Raw genomic sequence first — 18,136 nt, forward strand, 5'->3', positions numbered from 1 at the left:
TTTAACATTTCTAACACCTCCTGAAATCTAGTTTTGCCTCAAATTAAACCATTATCCAAACACTATGAGGTCAAAAACTTTTACCCATTATCAGGTAGGAATCTTATTTCTTTTCCTATTCTTTGGGTTCCAAGCCCAAACTTATTCCCAGGCGACCAATGCTTCCATTTCCGGACAGGTAATGGATGAAAACGGGGAGCCACTAATTGGAGCGGCTTTGCTCATCAAAAATGAGCTGACAGGCTTCACAGCATCTGCCATTACTAACCTTACAGGAAACTACACAGTAAACCAGCTTCCTTTGGCCACTGATTACTCAGTTACCTGCACATATTTAGGTTATGGCACTAAAGTATTCACCGGCTATTCAGTCAGCCAAGGAGATCGTATCAAATTAGACATAATTCTAAGCGAGGAGGCTCAATCCTTAAGTGAGGTAAGTGTAGTAGCCAATTCTTTGTCCAACAGCATTGACCGCTTCGGTAGCTCTACTGCTGTCACTGCCAAAGATATGGCGACCCTTCCAGTAAATGGTAGAAACTTCAACAGCTTGGTTGACCTTTCTCCTGTCTCTAATGGCAGCAACCTGTTAGGCCAGCTTTATTCTTCCACCAACTATACGATTGATGGAATGACGAATAGAAGCCCACTTTCCAGTGGATCGACCAACAGAGGTCCGTTCTCCATCTCTATGGAGGCTATCCGGGAATTTGAGGTTTCTACCAACGACTACGACGTGACTAATGGACGAAGTGGCGGTGGCATCATTAGCGCAGTTACTAAGACAGGCACAAACACTGTTCATGGATCGGCTTTCCTATTCAACAGGGCAGATTGGCTGAGCAGCAAATATGACACCCGAGGAAATGTGAGGGAAGATGAGTTTGCCATACAGCAATATGGATTTACCCTTGGTGGTCCGATTATCAAGGACAAGCTTCACTTTTTCCTTGCATACGATGGGCAGCGGGACGCCAGACCACTTTATATCGCTGACATCAGAACACCGGAAGATGAGAACAGATACAACCTTTCTCAAGAGTCTCTAGACCGATATTTGCAAATTGCAAGAAATGAATATGGAGTAGCTGAAAGCCCTCAAACTGGAAGTTTTGACAAGAAGAGATACTCCCACACAGCTTTTGCAAGAATTGACTATCAGATCAATAAGTCCAACTTGCTTACGATCAGAAACAACTTTTCCCGTGATCTAAATAGCCAAGGCGTCTCCGATAACAGTTCTATAAACCTATACGAGGTCTATGGTGATCACCTTTCTACTGCTAACAGTTTGATGGCATCCCTAAGAACTGAGATCAACAGTAAATTAACCAACGAACTCAAGCTTCAATACCTTTACACACTGGACGACGGAAGACCAAATGCCCAACTTCCAAGCAGCAACATTCCTCGCGCGATCGTGCAGCGTGTGGAATCTGTGGTAGATGGAAGCAATGTAAACACCACCATTCAACTGGGTGGTCAGCGCTACCTTCCAGAAAGATTCGAGTCCAACGTGTATCAATTGGTAAATAACCTATACTACACCAAAGGCAGAACAGATTTCACTTTTGGCATGGATCTCTTACTAAACAACCTTAACTCACTGGCAACTAGTGAATTCAACGGAAGATTCTATTTTACAGGTTTGGACAATTTTGAAAATCTACAACCTTACCGATACGCCAGAGAGGTAGCCACTGAGGACCCTACAGTAGAGCAAAGCATCTTTGGAGGAGGAGTCTATGCTCAGGCTGAGACGGATCTAGGAAGAGGAATGAATTTGGTTCTTGGACTTAGAGGAGATTACACAGGTTACCAAAACAGCCCTACTTTCAATCAGACTGTATTTGACGAGTTAGGCTTGAGAACTGATGTGAAAACAGGTGGATTTCAGGTGCAGCCACGAGTTCAGTTCACTTGGGACATCAATGAAAAGCAGCAGGACATCCTGAGAATTGGCGGTGGTATTTTTGGATCTGCACTGAACAACTACTCAGATGTAAACAACCTACAATTTGACGGCACAAAGATTTTCGCAGTAGATATTACAGGTGAAAATGTACCAATGCCTGACTTTGTTTCTTACAGAAATGACCCTACCACTGCTCCAGGTGTAGATTTATTGAATCAACCTGGCATTACCCCAGTGACCACTATTAACATGAACAGCGAGGATCTGAAAGTTCCTACTGTTTATAAAGGTAATGTGATGTACAATCGCGTATTCAACAATCGCTTGAGATTGGGTATAAACTTTATTGCATCAATCGCCAGAAACAACTACATGTATGTGGACAGAAATATGGTGGATCAGCCTTACTTCACCTTGGATGAAGAAGGAGGCAGAGGTGTTTATGTACCTGCAGCCACGATCAGTACTTCCAATGGAAATGCTGACTGGACCAAAGGAAGAAAGACAAATCAAATCGGTAGAGTATTAGAGCTAAACAGTGAAGGAAGAAATAACACCTACACGATGGTGATCGATGGAACCTATCGCTACTTCAAAGACGGACAAATCACCGCTAGCTACACTTGGAATGACAGCAAAGACAACACTTCTTACAATGGTAATGTCGCTAACAGTGCAACCCTTTTTCAGATGGTAGTGGATGATCCTAGAGATCTTTCTAACATGAGCTATTCCAATGGCCAGTACAGAACCAAAGTAGTGCTTTATGGCACCTTACCAACTTGGAAAGGCATCTCTGTAGGCGTGAGATACTCTGGAATCGGTGGAACCCGCTACTCTCTTCGCGTAAACGGCAACGTCAATGGAGACTTTGTCAATTCAAATGACCTAGCGTTTGTATTTGATCCGGCTACTTCAGGCTTGTCTGAAACCATAGCCGAAGGAATGACCAACATACTAGCCAATCCAAATAACCTAGCTACAGATTACATCCGAGAAAGTCTAGGAAAAGTAGCAGTGAGAAACGGTGGTGAAAACGGGTATTTCGGCAACTGGGACATTCGGGCAGCAAAGAAAATCTTCTTCAGTGGTGAAAAGAAATCAGGTATCGAACTTGGCCTGGATATATTCAATGTAGCCAACTTACTCAACAAAGAGTGGGGAACGTCCAAGAACTTAGGCAATCAAAACCTCTTGACTATCCGGAATTTTGATCCAGTGAAAGAAGCCTATGTGTATGAAGTAAATCCAAATGTGGGTGTCACCACTCCAGGCGGAACTCCTTACCAAATGCAGATTTCAGGCAAAATCTTTTTCTAAATAAAACTTATGTCCGCTGTCATCCGGCAGCGGACTTTTTCAAACCACACTTGTAATCATGTATCCTTCCTTTTTATCAAAAAAGATAAATATCCTTATTCTTTTAACATTAGCATTCGGAAGCCATTTTACTGCGCTTGCGCAAAACGCAAAACCGGCTGAACATGTGGTGCTGATTTCCATTGATGGCTTTCGCCCAAATTTCTACCTAGAGGAAAAGTGGCCCGCTCCAAACTTGCAAACCATGGCTAAAGAAGGAGCCCGATCTTTAGGCGTAACTGGCGTTTTTCCATCCGTAACCTATCCTTCCCATACGACTGTAATTACTGGTCACACTCCTGCCAAACACGGGATTTATTACAACGCACCTTTCGAGCCTGAAGGCCAAACTGGTAGATGGTACTGGGAAAATGAGCTGATTCAAGTCCCTACACTCTGGGACGCAGTAAGAAATGACGGAATGACCAGCGCCAGTTTCCTTTGGCCAGTATCTGTCAACGCACCCATAGATTACAATCTTCCTGAATTCTGGAGTCTGGAAGGCTATGGAAGAATCGAGCCAATGCGAGAGATGGAAACCCCGAAGGGATTATTGGCAGAAATGGAACTCAACGTGCTGGGAAAACTGAATGAAAAGACCTTCAACGGAGACTACCTGAACCGGGAAGACAGGATCGGCGATATGGCTGGATACATCCTAGAAACCTACAAGCCAAACCTGATCACCTTGCACCTGATCGCCACAGATCACTTCCAGCACAGCGAAGGCAGAGACGGCCCGATGGTACATAAATCCATAGCCGCTACCGATAGAGCTATAGGCAAAATCATGGAAGCTGCTGAACGAGCTGGCGTATTGGACAAAACCACCTTCATTGTAACCGGAGATCATGGTTTTGTGAATATTCACAGCTCGCTTAGTCCTAACATTTGGCTTGTAGAGGCGGGTTTAATGGAAAACAAAGATGACCGCGGAAACTGGAAGGCAGCATTTCATACTAGTGGAGCTTCAGCTTTTCTACATCTAAAAGATAAAAATGACACTGCTACAGTCGCTCAGGTAGAGAAAATCCTCGCTGATTTGCCAGAAAACATCAAAAAGCTCTTTAGAGTGGTGAAAAGAGAAGAATTGGACGATGTAGGCGCTGATCCAAATGCCGTATTGGCACTTGCTCCCATTCAGGGCATCTCCTTTTCCAGCTCTACAGATGGAGACATACTGAAGCCAGCCAAAGGTGGAACACATGGCTACTTTCCGGACTTTGATGAGATCGAGACAGGTTTTATCGCTTGGGGTGCAGGTATTCGTGAGAATGTGGAAATTCAGGAAATGGGCTTAGTAGATGTGGCATCCGTAGTGAAATACCTATTAGACTTATCCATTGAGCTACCTGAGAGCACATTATACCCGGGAATAAAGAAATAACAGAAACCAAAAGCCGGAGAGAAATTTATGTTTTTCTCCGGTTTTTACTTCAGTACAGCATGCCGTACATAAACTTCATATTGAAGTAACTATGTGCTAACAGTAGTCAGGTAATTTTGAGAAGATAATCTTCCGAATTATGGCAATACCTGTACGACCAAATAATGAAACTTATAAGGGTTTCAATTTTTTCGAGCACATCTCAGCTCAGAAGTCTAGCCAATCCTTTGGCATGGTTAGAGAGATTCTAATAAAAAAAAATGACTACATCTACACACCTTCTTCTGATCATACCTATATGTATGAAATAGTAGAAGGCGCAGTGAAGCTGGGTAGCTACACAGAAGATGGTGAGGAATTTATCTTTGATGTGCTGTTTAAAACCGATTTTTTTGGAGATTTAAAATACTTGAATAACCAGTTTTTTGAGTATTCAAAAGCACTCATAGATACGCGATTACGGGTGTACAACCGTGATTTTTTCAAAAAAATGGTAATCCTGAACCCAGAGGTTTCGGAGTGGTTTATCTCCTACCTAGTCAAGCGCTGGTGCAGTACCGAAAAAAAACTTAAAAAGCTACATGAGAAAAAAGCTAAAGAAAAACTTACGTTTCTCAATTCCTATTTTGATATCAAGGTCTCAGACGCGGAAGGGCTTGAGTTTGCCTTGATCGATCTTCTTACTCAAAAGGACCTTGGCGATTTGATCGGTATCACTAGACAGACCGTGGCTAATTCGTCTAGAAGTAAAGCCCTTTAGACTATGACTTCGCGTTTTTTATTAAAGAGGAGAAACATCCAATCTGCAGCTTCTTGCTATAACCCATAATCCTTTAACACAAAAAGCCCCGAAGGGCTTTCTAATCAAGATTCCACAGACTCCGGCTACTTGACAGAAACATAGACCGTGAGGCTTTTACCGTACTAATCTGGTTCTTTCAGTTTGGAAGCATTTAATTTGATGTAAGTTTCGTCTTCATATATTAAGGTACGGTTTTGAGGATCTACCATTTTGAAACTTACTTCCACGATGTCACTTTTTGAACTTGTGTTCCATTAGCATGTCAGTAAAGACACACAAAATCAAGCCGCCACCTGAGCTATGCTTTCCCAAGTCAAATCTCCAGCATATTTATGAGAGATTTTACCCCCATCATTCATGACCATCAGATAGATCCAGCCATTGTCAACTAAATCTCTCACAGCTTTATGCTTTTTCAGGATGGAGTTTATAGCCTCAATCGGTGCTTCTATGATGACATTGAGTTTTTCAGGTTGATGCTGGTATTTTTCTCCGTCGTGAACTGCCTGTATTGGTAAGCCTACCCTGAGATCGCCGGAATAACCTTCAAGTACCCCCAAGCCAGCCGTAACGTTGTGTAAAGTTTTATTTCCAGAACCAAAAGTCTTGTTATCAACCGTTGAGCCGTAATACTGAAGATTGATCCAGCTTGTGACTACCATAGGAGCAGTCATGATCAATTCCAGAACAGAAAACCCTGAATCCTTTTCCCATTCATAGGAGTGCAAAAATGACTTGCCCTCCATATCCATCCCTTTTGTTCTTTCACGCGGAGCAACCACGAAGGCAGAGCATCCGGCAAGCCCCCATTCAGGGCGGGTCTGTGACCAATCTTTACTCCTTGTGATTATCATCTTTTCTATACCCGAAGAGCTACTGGACTTCATACGAAGAGATCGTTCAGTTCTGGCTGCATGACCTGCTGAAGCCAAGGATTTTTGAAGAGATTGCAACTCTTCTATTCTATCATTTGGCACATCATATTCATTGAATATCCTTACTTCATCGGTAGTGGTATCATGAAGACAGGCCAGGAAAATTGTATTTACCGGAATGAAGATGTTCTCTGATTGCAGAGCTGTTCTGACCACTCTATTGTTTAATACTGCAGCTGCTACGCGGGCATTTGCCTCTCCAGAGTGACCTCCGCAAGCACCGCAGTCATAACCGGTGGCGTGTGGATTATTTACTGTGGTAGATCCGTGTCCTACGATTAGAACAAACCTTCCAAAATCGTCAGTCAGAGACATTGCCTTAAGTGCATTCTTGGCCATTTGGATTTGTTGATCAAGCGGAATCCCTGTCGTTTCTCCTAGATGATGATTTCTTCCCAGGCTAATAGTTCTATTTTTGAAATCCTTTTTCGACAAACCCTCCTGATCCGGATGTGGTACGGGGCGCGTTAAGCCAAATGAATCCGTGAAAATTTTAGGGAGGTATGAAAGCCCCATTGGACTGACAAAACTGAAGCATGTTACTGCTCCTGATTTAAAGGATTTCCAAACCTGTTGAACCTGTCGATTCTGCAGTCTTCCAGAAAGAGCTCGTTGATACGCCTTCGGGTCAGATAGCTCTTCCAGGATTGTAGGACCAGTTTTCAAAAGTACAGGACACTGAGCTTCTCCTTCGTTATGTCCTATTGGAACATATTTTATTGGAAAAGCGAAGAACCCAGCAAATCCAAGTGTTTCTATTTCGTGATCAACTAATTCGAGATTTCTTCGAAACACTTCGGATCGTACATCGATGCAGAATATTGCCTGTGCTTTAGCCTGCTCTGATTTTTGACTTTTCGATGGCACAGCCAGTTCGAATTTCTCGATGATTTTTCTTTGCGCTGCCAAATCAAAAGCCTCCTGTAGAATCAGGTTATGTGCTAAATGCTGATTCAATTCCGGCTGATTATTTAGCAGAGAAAATGTACCTTTTGCATCATCCCATTTTATATATATTTCTTCTTCGTTCAAGCTTTCGAGCAGACAGGCCTCCCAACAAATGAGCAGGGCTAAAAACTCGATAACTTTTCCATCTTTTCCTCCATACAGCTCAGAATCCCAATCCAATCGAGCCGCATAAGCAGCCCATCCACCTACTTTTAGGAGCAGGCGGTGAAAATAAAGTGAAGCTTGCTCAGGAGAAACCCCTAGTATATCCAAGGCTACTTTTGTGGCTTTAATCGGATCATCTGGTAATGACTTCACTAGTTTTCTAAATCCCTTCAACCCAATCAATTCTGGAGTGCGGTCAATTTGGGCTTCAGTTTTCCAGGAATAAAACAAATCTTGCTTTTGATCAGAAGCCACCCAAATTGCTTGCCCCTTATCAAAATAAGATGCAGCCCATTGAGAGACTCTGCCGATGAGAAATCTTTCCCAGTCTTTTTTAGTCACTTCAGTAGCCAGATCTGCTACTGTAGCAATCGTTTTAGTTACCTCTTTTGACTCATTCTTCTTTTTGAGAATCTTGATAAATTTTTCGGTAGATATGCTTTCTCCTCTTTTGCTGAGAGCCTGTTCAATGTCTCGCTCTATTATTTCTCCTGCATTTAGTTTGTCCAGGTAAAATGATGCCGGTAATGTCATTTGAACTGCACCTGCCATAGCTAATTCCTGAGCCACATTGCTGAATTTTTTGCTAGTAAAGCCCAAGAAAGGATTTACAGCTACGAAGTTTTCCAAAGGCCAAACTGGAGCTATTTTCTTACTTGCTTCTCGCATAGTATTGAGTAATACTTCTTGATTCATTTCTAGGTTTTCAAATAAGTTATATTCAGATTCAACATCTTTAATCATTTGACTATCATTATTTTAGATAAATATATAAGTAGTACTAGTTTACAATTCTAAGCAGGTTGTTTTTCAGGGCTATAGACTCTCAAATTATTTTGCTCGCTCAATTCCGCAGTTAAAACAGACTTGTTTTCATACTTATGAGAGTAAAGAGCTCTGACCATTCTATCAAAAATTGCATTTGCATAAAGCCCATTTTTCAAATGAATAGCCATTGCCTGGTAAGATGGTTTGGCTGACAGGTTTGGGGCGATTATTTGCAGGAAAACTGTCAATCCAAAGGCCAGAAGTAGCATGGAAATGAGTATGATTTCCATAAAGTTTGGCATTGCTAATTCAGGTATTTGTGAAGAAAGCAGAAAGTGGGATCCAGACTCCAGCGTAAAAAAAGCCGCTGTAACTAACACAGCTAGAAGACTCGCTTGACTCATTAGCTTCAAGTTCCCATTGGAGTCAATTGCTGAAGTAAAAAGTCTTGAAAGTCCCATAACTATCACTGCACCAAGTGCAAGAAGGGCTAATTCTTTTTGAGGGTCAATTCCCCAGGCTAAGGCAAATGCGGCATAAAGTCCCAGTGCTAATAGAATCCCCAAGGCAATTCTAAATGGGCTGCCGATTCTAGTTGATGAAGTGACTTTTGAAGCTCTGATAACCTCAATCACACTTCCTGAAGAAAGGAAAGCATGCGCCTTGTAAAATGAGTGAGCAACCAGGTGTAGCATTGCTGCAGGATAAAGCCCGAGGCCACAAGTCATTAAGCTGAACCCCATATGCGCAACGCTAGAGTATCCCAAGGCTGTTTTTACAGATGTTTGTGTAAGAAAAACAACTGAGGCAAAAAGAGCCGTAAATCCTCCGACAGAAATCAGAATCAAGGGAGCATAAGTGCTAGCCTCCATTACAAAGGCCATACGTACAATTAGGAACGGACCTGCATTCAACAAGCCTGCGTGAAGGAGGGCAGAAACCGGTGTGGGAGTTTCCATCACTTCAACCAACCAGCCATGAGTAGGGAATTGTGCAGATTTCAACAGTGTTGCCAAAACAAGCAGTATTGCAACTGCCTCTAAGCCTGGCATAGAGCTACCGGAAGCCAAATTTGCCTGTATCGCCTGAAAGATCACCTCCAGATTTCCTGTATCAAACTGAATATACAGAAGCGTAAACGCTGCTAATAAGCAAGCATCTCCTATTCTGGCTACAATGTACTTTTTCCGTGCAGCGATGATTGCTCCAGGTCTGTCTTTGTAGAAAACAAGCAATCTATGTAGTGACATGCTGGTAAGCACCCACGAGACAAATAATAAGGCAAGATTTCCTGATAGAACAAGGAGCTGAACTGAAGCGATTGTCGCAGCAAGTCTTCCAATAAATGCTCCATGATGCGCATCTCCATCCAAGTAATTCATACTGAATCGAACCACGATAAAACCTATGAGTGCTATCATCGTCAGCATCAAAATGCTTAACGCATCTAATCTTACACTCAACCCTAGTTGATCAATTCCGATAAGCGGAGACTCCAAAGTCCCATAATTAGCCACAAAAAAACCGCTTAAAGCGGCAATTAGAATGCTAACTACAGTGGATGCTGTTGCCACTTTTTTTACAAGTGACGGATGTATTCCATTCTGAAACCATGATGTAACTGCCGTTATTACGAATACCAGAGGGGACAATAAAACTGCAAAAGCGAGAAAACTTTGATTCATAGTCAAATGAGATTTATATGATTTCCATAGTAACCACTGACTCTATTTTCAAGGTTTTGCCTTGGGACTTCGCAGATTTTATCACCCCATTTAATTCTATATTGCTTTGTTTCAACTCCACTATTCGCGCTTCTGAAACATGATCAATCTCCCCAAATCTCACTTTATTACTGAAGCTTCTCATTCCATGAAAGTTGATTTTTTCGGAGAATAAATGGTTAATAATTTCCATTGCATCTTCTGGCGAAAATTCACCTTTAATAAGATCCTGCTGATTCGTGTCAGTTAGAGTTTTTTGTTTTAGTTGAGCTGTGTTCATTAGTTTGTTTTTTAGTTTGTGAAGCAAAGTTTAAAAATGTCATTCATAAATTTTTATTTATATTTGTTATGTAATACATAAGTAATTTTTATGAACTATACCATACACCAGCTTCAGATATTTCTTAAGGTGGTCCAGACAAAGAGCATCACAAAGGCTTCAGAAGAGCTTTTTATGACTCAACCGGCTGTTTCTATCCAATTAAAAAACTTACAAGATCAGTTTGAAATCCCGCTTACCGAGGTCATAAGCAGGCAATTACATGTAACAGATTTTGGACATGAAATTGCCATACTTGCAGAGCGTGTGGTCCAAGAATTAGAAAATATCAACTATAAAACGCAAGCTTATCAAGGAATCCTCAGCGGTAAACTCCGAATATCAGCAGCCTCTACCGGCAAATATGTGATCCCTTATTTTTTGTCAGGATTTATGGAAAAAAATACGGGTATTGACTTGGTACTGGACGTTACCAATAAAAGCCGGGTCGTTGAAAGCCTTAAAAACAATGAGATTGATTTCGCGCTAGTCTCGGTGATTCCAGAAAAGCTAAGTATTGAAGAGGAATTATTGATTGAAAACAAACTTTACTTGGTAGGAAACCGACCTATCAGAGATGAAAATAAACCACTGATATACAGAGAACAAGGTTCTGCAACACGACTTGCCATGGAAAAATACTTTGAATCTCATCGTGTAAATCAAAGAAAACGGATGGAACTCACATCAAATGAAGCTGTAAAGCAAGCCGTGATAGCAGGTCTCGGGTATTCCATTATGCCCCTCATAGGAATTCAAAATGAACTTATTAACAAACAATTATTTATTCTAACTCAAGAAGACCTACCATTAAAAACAGAATGGCGTTTGATTTGGCTGAAAGGAAAAAAAATGTCTCCTGTGAGCCTTGCTTTTCTCGATTTTATACAATCAGAAAAACAGGAAATCCTTCATCAAAATTTCAATTGGTATCTGGAATATTGAAATAACATTCTAGCCATCGCAGTATCACTTGTGATTTTGGTAAATAGAATGCTCATCCCTTTAGCATCAAACTCATTTGTTCTGAAAACTCACTTTTTCAAATTATATTGACCCCAGTTAATCAATCAAACCTATTTATGTACAACCTAGTAAAATTAATTCCTGCTTATTGTGCGCTTTTTGCGATAGCATCTTGCGGCAAACCCAGCGAAACTACCGATGTCACTTCAGAAATTGAAGTAAGTGATACTACCTCAAAGTATCTTTCCCAACCCTTAATTTCTGATCACTACACAGCAGATCCTTCTGCTCATGTTTTTGATGGGAAAATTTACATTTATCCGTCTCATGATGTAGAGTCAGATGTTCCTGAGGATGATCTGGGTGCGCATTTCAATATGATGGATTACCATGTGTATTCCATGGATTCTCCATCAGGAGCAATTACTGATCATGGAAAAGTACTCGGAGCTGAGGACGTGCCTTGGGCAAAAAGACAACTTTGGGCACCAGATGCGGCAGAAAAAGATGGTAAATACTACCTCTATTTTCCTGCAAAAGACGCCAATGACATATTTAAAATCGGCGTAGCTGTCGGTGATTCGCCTATCGGGCCTTTTTCTGCTCAGCCTGAGCCGATCAAAGGAAGTTACAGCATTGATCCTTCAGTATTCGGAGATTCAGATGGGTCTTACTACATGTATTTTGGAGGTATCTGGGGTGGACAATTGCAAAAGTATAGAAACAACAAATTTGAAGATAAAGGTGCGGCGCCTACCGATGGCCTTCCTGCTGACGATGAACCGGCTTTAGGGCCAATCATTGCAAAAATGAGTGATAACATGCTTCAATTTGCGGAGACTCCAAAGGAAATCAAGATTTTGGACGAAAATGGCTCTCCTATTTTAAATGGAGATAACGACAGAAGATTTTTCGAAGCGGCTTGGATTCATAAGTACATGGACAAGTACTATTTATCCTATTCTACAGGTGACACGCACTTTATTGCTTATGCAATTGCTGATAATCCATATGGACCATTTACCTACCAAGGTGTAGTCCTAAACCCTGTGGAAGGTTGGACCAATCACCATTCCATTGTTGAAGTTGATGGCAACTGGTTTATTTATTATCACGATACCCAACTTTCCGGTAAAACTCACCTACGAAATATTAAAGTTGCGCCATTGAAACACCTAGAAGATGGAAGTATTCAGACGATCAATCCTTTGAATTGATTAGCCTAAAACAACTATCAAACCCTTCATCCTATGAAAAAGGAGTCACCAAAAATGACTCCTTTTATTTTTTGGTCAGTACCAGTACTTTGTTCTTACAAACCAATTGAAACATTAATGAGAAAAACTACTGCACTTTTAACTGCATTTCTCTTGACACTAAGTGTGACAAGTTTTGCACAGAAAAAGAATAAGAAAAATGCAAAAGATGAGCCGGTAGCTCAAAGTCAGCCAGCCAAACCGACTAAAAAAAGCCCATTCAAAAAGTATAGCGAAATCGTCACAGATGAAGCCGTTTCAGATGAAGGACTGTTTACCGTTCATAAGGTGGGTGACAAAAGCTACTACGAAGTCCCATTTGATCTCTTTGAAAAAGACATGCTTTTAGTAAGTCGGATTTCAAAAATCGCTGATGGTCTAGGTGGTGGGTATACCACTGCTGGTTCTAAATCAAATGAACAAGTGATTCATTGGTCGAGAATGCAAAACAGCATCCTGCTTCGCTCCATTTCATTTGATAATGTGGCTGCAGATTCTCTTCCAATCTTTTTGTCTGTAGAGGCCAACAATTACAATCCTATCTTGGCTTCATTTAAAATCGAAGCCTTCAATTCGGACTCAACTGCCGCTTTAATCGAAGTAACTGATCTATTCCTTACTGATATTCCTGCACTAAGTGGGCTTTCTTCTGGAATGAGAAGGGAATACCAAGTACGAAATCTTGATAAAGAAAGAAGTTTCATTACCCGCATGGCAAGCTATCCTGAAAACGTAGAGGTGAGACATGACATGACTTATAATGCTACTTCTCCTCCTTCCAATTCAAGGTCTGGCACTATTTCCATGGAAATGAGCCAGTCTATGTATTTGCTGCCAGAGAAGCCAATGCAAGCTAGACTACACGATGAGCGAGTTGGATGGTTTACCGTTAGGCAGATTGATTATGGCTCTGAAGCACTGAAGTCAGATCAAAAAACCTACATCAGAAGGTGGAGATTGGAACCAAAAGATCCTGAAGCATATGCAAGAGGTGAGCTGGTAGAACCTGTAAAGCCGATTGTCTATTATCTTGATCCTGCAACTCCAGAGAAGTGGAGAAAATATTTCCGTCAAGGAATTGAAGACTGGCAAGTAGCTTTCGAAGCTGCTGGATATAAAAATGCGATCATAGCCAAAGATGCTCCGACTGCCGAAGAAGACCCAGATTGGAGTGCCGAAGATGCGAGATATTCTACCGTGCGCTACGTTGCAACGACCACGCGAAATGCAATGGGTCCAAGCGTTTCTGATCCTCGTTCTGGTGAAATCATAGAAAGTGATATCGTTTGGTTTCACAACCACCTCCGTTCTTACAGAAATCGGTACATGCTAGAAACTGGTGCTGCAAACCCATCTGCAAGAACTTTGAACACACCTGATGAGGAAATAGGTGAAATGATGAGAAGGGTAATATCTCATGAAATCGGTCACGCACTAGGATTGCCACACAACATGAAAGCGTCTTATGCCTACCCTACCGATAGCTTGCGTTCAGCTACTTTCACCCAGAAATGGGGCTTGGCAACTACCATCATGGATTACACTCGGTACAACTATGTTGCACAGCCAGGTGACGAGGGAGTGCGCTGGGTGAGAATGCTCGGCCCATATGACAACTATGCAATCAACTGGGGCTATAGATACATCCCGAATGCTGATTCTCCAGAAGCTGAAAAGTCTATCTTGAATAGCTGGATCAGGGAAAAGGCTGGAGATCCTATGTATTTATTTGGACGTGGAAATTCTTTTGACCCAAGTGACCAAACAGAATCTGTGGGCGATGATCCAGTTAAGGCAAGCACTTATGGGTTGGCAAACTTGAAAATCGTTGCTCCGAATCTTGCAAAGTGGACAGCTACTTCTGGTGAAGGTTATGATGATCTAGAAGAGTTGTATGGAGAATTGATCGGCGTTTGGAGCCGTTTTGCAAACCATGTGGTGACCAATATTGGTGGAGTTTATCAGGAATTAAAGACCACAGATCAAAGCGGTTTTGTTTACACTCCTACTCCTAAAGCTGAGCAGGTGAATGCAATGAAGTTTTTGAACGATCATGTATTTACTACGCCTGACTGGCTTCTCCAAAAAGAAATTTTGAGTAACATTGAAGCTAGCGGAGCTGTAGCGGGAATAGGAAGCATGCAATCAAGGTTGCTAAGTAGCGTGCTAAGAATGGATAGATTGGAGCGATTGATTGAGAATGAAGCATTGAATGGCTCATCTGTCTATACTTTGACTCAGATGCTGGCTGATTTGAGAAAAGGCATCTGGTCAGAGCTTTCTGGATCTCGGGACATTGATACTTTCCGCCGAAACCTTCAAAGAGCTCATGTAGAGCGACTCGCTTCTTTAATGACTCAGGATGAGAATAACAGGTCCGATGTCAGTGCTGCTGTTCGAGCAGAATTAAAGACCATCCAAACAACTGCCAGATCCGCAAGCACTAGATACAGTGCAGGTATAGTTCAAAATCACCTTCGCGATATTGATGCCCTTGTGAATTCAATACTTGATGCTGAATAAACTTACTTGTCATTGCCTTTCTCAGGAAGGGCAATGACATATTTTTATACCTTTTTCTGAATAGATTCTTCGCATTCTTAACATACTTTTGAGCTCAAAGAGTCTATTTTGTCTACGTCAGCATTTACTCAGCTGAATATTTCTACCTCAAAATTTTTTATTGCTTGAGGATATTATTTAAGAATATTTAAATCCCTTTTATGAAAATATCAAGATTTATTTGAAGGATTTACTTTCCTGCGAAAATTTTCAAGGAGTTTATAATCAAATAATTATAGAAAAATGTAAATTTTCATATACCAAAACTCATTTTTAATATGAAAAAGATTTTTAAAGTACTAGGCTACTTACTTGGGGTCCTTGTTATTCTGATTATTTGTGGAGTAGCATTTGTGAATTTCACCTTTCCTAAGGTCAGTCCTGCCCAAGACCTAACCATTGACCACAGTCCCGACCGAGTAGCTAGAGGAGCATACCTCGCCAACCATGTCACGGTCTGTGTAGATTGCCATTCTGAACGAGACTTTTCTCTACTATCCGGCCCGATTCAACCGGGAACACTGGGTTCAGGTGGGGATAGATTTGACCAAAGCATGGGCTTTCCAGGTGTCTTTTATGCAAAGAACATTACGCCTTTCGGGATTTCAGACTATACAGACGGAGAACTATACCGCCTTATTACCACTGGAGTAACTAATGAAGGCAGGGCCATGTTTCCCTTAATGCCTTATCAATTCTACAGCAAAATGGCCCCTGAAGATATCTATGACATCATCGCATACCTCAGGACTTTGGAGCCAATCGAAAATGAAATTCCTGAGTCAAAGGCTGATTTTCCCGTTAGCATCATCTTGAAGACCATTCCAAAAGATGCTGATCCTCAACCAAAGCCAGCTAAGACTGATCAAGTGGCCTATGGAAAATACCTAACTAATGCTGCCGCCTGCATGGAGTGTCATAGTCCTGTGGACCCTCAGGGCACTATTTTGGCTGGCTTAGAGTACTCAGGAGGAAGAGAATTTGCCTTCCCTGACGGTTCGATGGTTAGATCTGCGAATTTAACCCAAGATCAACAAAGCGGTATTGGAACCTGGTCTGAGGATATGTTTGTGGGAAAATTCAAGCAATACTTAGACTCAGGATATCAGCTCCCTAAAGTACAGCCTGGAGAATTCAATACCATTATGCCATGGGTAATGTATGCTGGAATGGAGGAAAGTGATCTAAAAGCTATTTATGCTTATCTCAAAACTATTGATCCTATTTCAAACCAAGTAGTGAAATTCACTCCTTCTAGCACTTCAGAATAGTTTTTACCAAATAAATTTTCAAACCTACTTTCGGAAATATAACTCTGGAGGTAGGTTTTCCTTTTTTGGTAATTACCTCAGCTATATAAAATTAGGGGCTAAAAAAACCGTTTTGCTCCCATCGTTGGTTAAATTTTATACCAACACCAACTCAAACGATCTGAATGCATCAAGCATTGGATCAGATGGATCAAGCTCTGTCACCAGGGTATGAACAGCTGTCATGTCACAGGTCTTGTATTTCTGGACTGAGTGGAGCTTATCAGAAACAGTGAGTATCACCGTCTTTTTCGCCGCTCTGATCATCGCCTGCTTCACCTGAATCACCTCCCAATCAAATTCAGTCAATCCAAACTGAGCGTCCAGATATCCGGTACCCAGTATGCACATATCTACACGGAGTTGCGCAAGCGCGTTTACTACCGTTCCTCCCACTGCGAATTTCGCTTCGTGTAAAAGTTTACCACCGAGAAATATCACCTCCACATTTTCATGATCAAGCAAGGCCATCGCCACATGAAGACTTGGGGTAAAAACAGTTAAATCCAACTTTTTAGGAATAAGCTTAGCCACTTCCATATTGGTAGTACCACCACTCATTAGGATCACTTGTCCATCTGAAAGCAGCGACACCGTTTTTTCGGCTATGGATATTTTCTTGGACTTCAGATAGATATTCCCGTCGTCTTTGGTGAAGGTCATAAAGCCAAAGGATGTAGCCCCACCGTGAACTTTCTTTAGCTTTTTCTCGCTATCCAGCTCCTTTACATCACGTCTAACAGTATCTATTGACACATTTAAAGAGTCCGATAAATCATTAAGTAAAACCCTGTGGTGCAGGTGTACTTGATCTAAAATATACTTCTGTCTTTCTTCTTTGAGCATGGAATAATATTTTTCAGTTTGGGAAAGTAAGAAAAACAGCAAAAACTTGCAAAAATAATCATGAGTTGAAATATCTGGCAAAAAATTGCTCTCTTTCATTGCCTATCCTGCAATTTTCTGGGTAGTTTAGCTGTGCAAAGCAATGCTGTTCTACTTTGAATTCGAATATCAAATCCTGTATAAAACCATGAATTTCAATTCATTAAATACGATTTTCCTTTACACTTTAATCTGCATTCTTTCACTTTTTCAGATTTCCTGCAGCCCAAAACCCACTTTCCGAATAATAGAAAAACCGATCACTTGGAATAAGGAGAGAGAAAATTTATCCTTACAATACCTGAAAACCCGTCATGATCTGGATAAAAAAACAGCAACTATCGACCCAAAAATGGTAGTAGTTCACTGGACTGCAATTGATAATATCGAGATGACTTTTGATGTTTTTGATTCGCCAATATTAGGCGGCAGAGCGGATTTAACTGGCGCTAGCAACCTTAATGTTTCCAGCCAATTTCTGATTGATCGGGACGGCACGATTTTTAGACTACTGCCTGACACTACTTTCGCCAGGCATACCATTGGGTTGAATTACCTGGCAATTGGAATAGAAAATATCGGAAGCGATGACATGCCTCTTAACAAGAAGCAACTGAAAGCCAACGAGGAACTAATCAGATATTTGGATATAAAGTATAACATAGACTATGTAATTGGCCATCATGAATATCAAAATTTCCAAACTACTGATCTTTGGAAAGAAGCTGATCCAGACTATCGCACGGTAAAAACCGATCCAGGAGATGACTTTATGAAGAAACTCCGAAAAAATCTGTCTGACTTAAATTTGAACCCTGTACCAACGCTCTGATTA

Annotated in this window: 12 protein-coding genes; 8 read left to right on the forward strand and 4 right to left on the reverse strand. The window is 41.3% G+C overall.

The window, feature by feature from the left end; translation table 11 throughout:
- Positions 1-64: 64 nt before the first annotated feature.
- The 3 genes from ACPUEN_RS08720 (at position 65) to ACPUEN_RS08730 (ending at position 5,421) form a co-directional block, all read left to right on the forward strand.
- The gene (locus tag ACPUEN_RS08720) at positions 65-3,235 is read left to right on the forward strand and encodes a carboxypeptidase regulatory-like domain-containing protein (protein WP_425639764.1); all 3,171 of its coding nucleotides are present in this window, start codon (positions 65-67) and stop codon (positions 3,233-3,235) included.
- Positions 3,236-3,293: 58 nt separating this feature from the next.
- Positions 3,294-4,661: an alkaline phosphatase family protein gene (locus ACPUEN_RS08725; protein WP_425639766.1), complete on the forward strand. Its 1,368-nt coding sequence runs from the start codon at positions 3,294-3,296 to the stop codon at positions 4,659-4,661.
- Between the two features lie 139 nt (positions 4,662-4,800).
- Positions 4,801-5,421: a Crp/Fnr family transcriptional regulator gene (locus ACPUEN_RS08730; RefSeq protein ID WP_425639767.1), complete on the forward strand. Its 621-nt coding sequence runs from the start codon at positions 4,801-4,803 to the stop codon at positions 5,419-5,421.
- 323 nt (positions 5,422-5,744) lie between these two features.
- On the opposite strand, the gene ACPUEN_RS08735 is transcribed toward ACPUEN_RS08730, so the two are convergent.
- From ACPUEN_RS08735 to ACPUEN_RS08745, 3 genes are read right to left on the reverse strand one after another with little or no spacing between them, the layout of a single operon-like run.
- Positions 5,745-8,255 carry a YbcC family protein gene (locus ACPUEN_RS08735; RefSeq protein WP_425639769.1) on the reverse strand — a complete coding sequence of 837 codons (2,511 nt, stop codon included), beginning with the start codon at positions 8,253-8,255 and terminating at the stop codon, positions 5,745-5,747.
- A 50-nt stretch (positions 8,256-8,305) separates the two neighbouring features.
- Positions 8,306-9,964, reverse strand: a complete 1,659-nt coding sequence (locus tag ACPUEN_RS08740) for a proton-conducting transporter membrane subunit (RefSeq protein ID WP_425639771.1) — start codon at positions 9,962-9,964, stop codon at positions 8,306-8,308.
- Between the two features lie 13 nt (positions 9,965-9,977).
- The gene (locus tag ACPUEN_RS08745) at positions 9,978-10,283 is read right to left on the reverse strand and encodes a hypothetical protein (protein WP_425639773.1); all 306 of its coding nucleotides are present in this window, start codon (positions 10,281-10,283) and stop codon (positions 9,978-9,980) included.
- Positions 10,284-10,373: 90 nt separating this feature from the next.
- Here ACPUEN_RS08745 and ACPUEN_RS08750 point away from each other — a divergent pair, with 90 nt between their 5' ends.
- The 4 genes from ACPUEN_RS08750 (at position 10,374) to ACPUEN_RS08765 (ending at position 16,377) form a co-directional block, all read left to right on the forward strand.
- Positions 10,374-11,267, forward strand: a complete 894-nt coding sequence (locus ACPUEN_RS08750) for a LysR family transcriptional regulator (protein ID WP_425639775.1) — start codon at positions 10,374-10,376, stop codon at positions 11,265-11,267.
- 137 nt (positions 11,268-11,404) lie between these two features.
- Positions 11,405-12,505, forward strand: a complete 1,101-nt coding sequence (locus ACPUEN_RS08755) for a glycoside hydrolase family 43 protein (RefSeq protein WP_425639777.1) — start codon at positions 11,405-11,407, stop codon at positions 12,503-12,505.
- Positions 12,506-12,538: 33 nt separating this feature from the next.
- Positions 12,539-15,067 (forward strand): zinc-dependent metalloprotease, encoded by a 2,529-nt coding sequence (locus ACPUEN_RS08760; RefSeq protein ID WP_425639779.1) that lies wholly within the window; start codon positions 12,539-12,541, stop codon positions 15,065-15,067.
- A 317-nt stretch (positions 15,068-15,384) separates the two neighbouring features.
- Positions 15,385-16,377, forward strand: coding sequence for a cytochrome C (locus ACPUEN_RS08765; protein WP_425639781.1), 993 nt, complete (start codon positions 15,385-15,387; stop codon positions 16,375-16,377).
- Positions 16,378-16,512: 135 nt separating this feature from the next.
- Here ACPUEN_RS08765 and ACPUEN_RS08770 read toward each other — a convergent pair whose 3' ends face one another.
- Positions 16,513-17,262 (reverse strand): DeoR/GlpR family DNA-binding transcription regulator, encoded by a 750-nt coding sequence (locus ACPUEN_RS08770; RefSeq protein ID WP_111611908.1) that lies wholly within the window; start codon positions 17,260-17,262, stop codon positions 16,513-16,515.
- A gap of 187 nt (positions 17,263-17,449) precedes the next feature.
- Between ACPUEN_RS08770 and ACPUEN_RS08775 the strand changes: the two genes are divergently transcribed.
- On the forward strand, positions 17,450-18,133 hold the full coding sequence (locus tag ACPUEN_RS08775; RefSeq protein ID WP_425639783.1) for a peptidoglycan recognition protein family protein: 684 nt from the start codon (positions 17,450-17,452) through the stop codon (positions 18,131-18,133).
- Positions 18,134-18,136: the final 3 nt, after the last annotated feature.

The sequence above is a fragment of the Algoriphagus yeomjeoni genome, from assembly GCF_049821175.1.
Classification (GTDB): domain Bacteria; phylum Bacteroidota; class Bacteroidia; order Cytophagales; family Cyclobacteriaceae; genus Algoriphagus; species Algoriphagus yeomjeoni_A.

Bases quoted from the DNA above. Each gene is read 5' to 3' on its own strand.
- ACPUEN_RS08720 (WP_425639764.1), top strand. From the start codon at position 65: ATGAGGTCAAAAACTTTTACCCATTATCAGGTAGGAATCTTATTTCTT.
- ACPUEN_RS08725 (WP_425639766.1), top strand. From the start codon at position 3,294: ATGTATCCTTCCTTTTTATCAAAAAAGATAAATATCCTTATTCTTTTA.
- ACPUEN_RS08730 (WP_425639767.1), top strand. From the start codon at position 4,801: ATGGCAATACCTGTACGACCAAATAATGAAACTTATAAGGGTTTCAAT.
- ACPUEN_RS08735 (WP_425639769.1), bottom strand. From the start codon at position 8,255: ATGATTAAAGATGTTGAATCTGAATATAACTTATTTGAAAACCTAGAA.
- ACPUEN_RS08740 (WP_425639771.1), bottom strand. From the start codon at position 9,964: ATGAATCAAAGTTTTCTCGCTTTTGCAGTTTTATTGTCCCCTCTGGTA.
- ACPUEN_RS08745 (WP_425639773.1), bottom strand. From the start codon at position 10,283: ATGAACACAGCTCAACTAAAACAAAAAACTCTAACTGACACGAATCAG.
- ACPUEN_RS08750 (WP_425639775.1), top strand. From the start codon at position 10,374: ATGAACTATACCATACACCAGCTTCAGATATTTCTTAAGGTGGTCCAG.
- ACPUEN_RS08755 (WP_425639777.1), top strand. From the start codon at position 11,405: ATGTACAACCTAGTAAAATTAATTCCTGCTTATTGTGCGCTTTTTGCG.
- ACPUEN_RS08760 (WP_425639779.1), top strand. From the start codon at position 12,539: ATGAAAAAGGAGTCACCAAAAATGACTCCTTTTATTTTTTGGTCAGTA.
- ACPUEN_RS08765 (WP_425639781.1), top strand. From the start codon at position 15,385: ATGAAAAAGATTTTTAAAGTACTAGGCTACTTACTTGGGGTCCTTGTT.
- ACPUEN_RS08770 (WP_111611908.1), bottom strand. From the start codon at position 17,262: ATGCTCAAAGAAGAAAGACAGAAGTATATTTTAGATCAAGTACACCTG.
- ACPUEN_RS08775 (WP_425639783.1), top strand. From the start codon at position 17,450: ATGAATTTCAATTCATTAAATACGATTTTCCTTTACACTTTAATCTGC.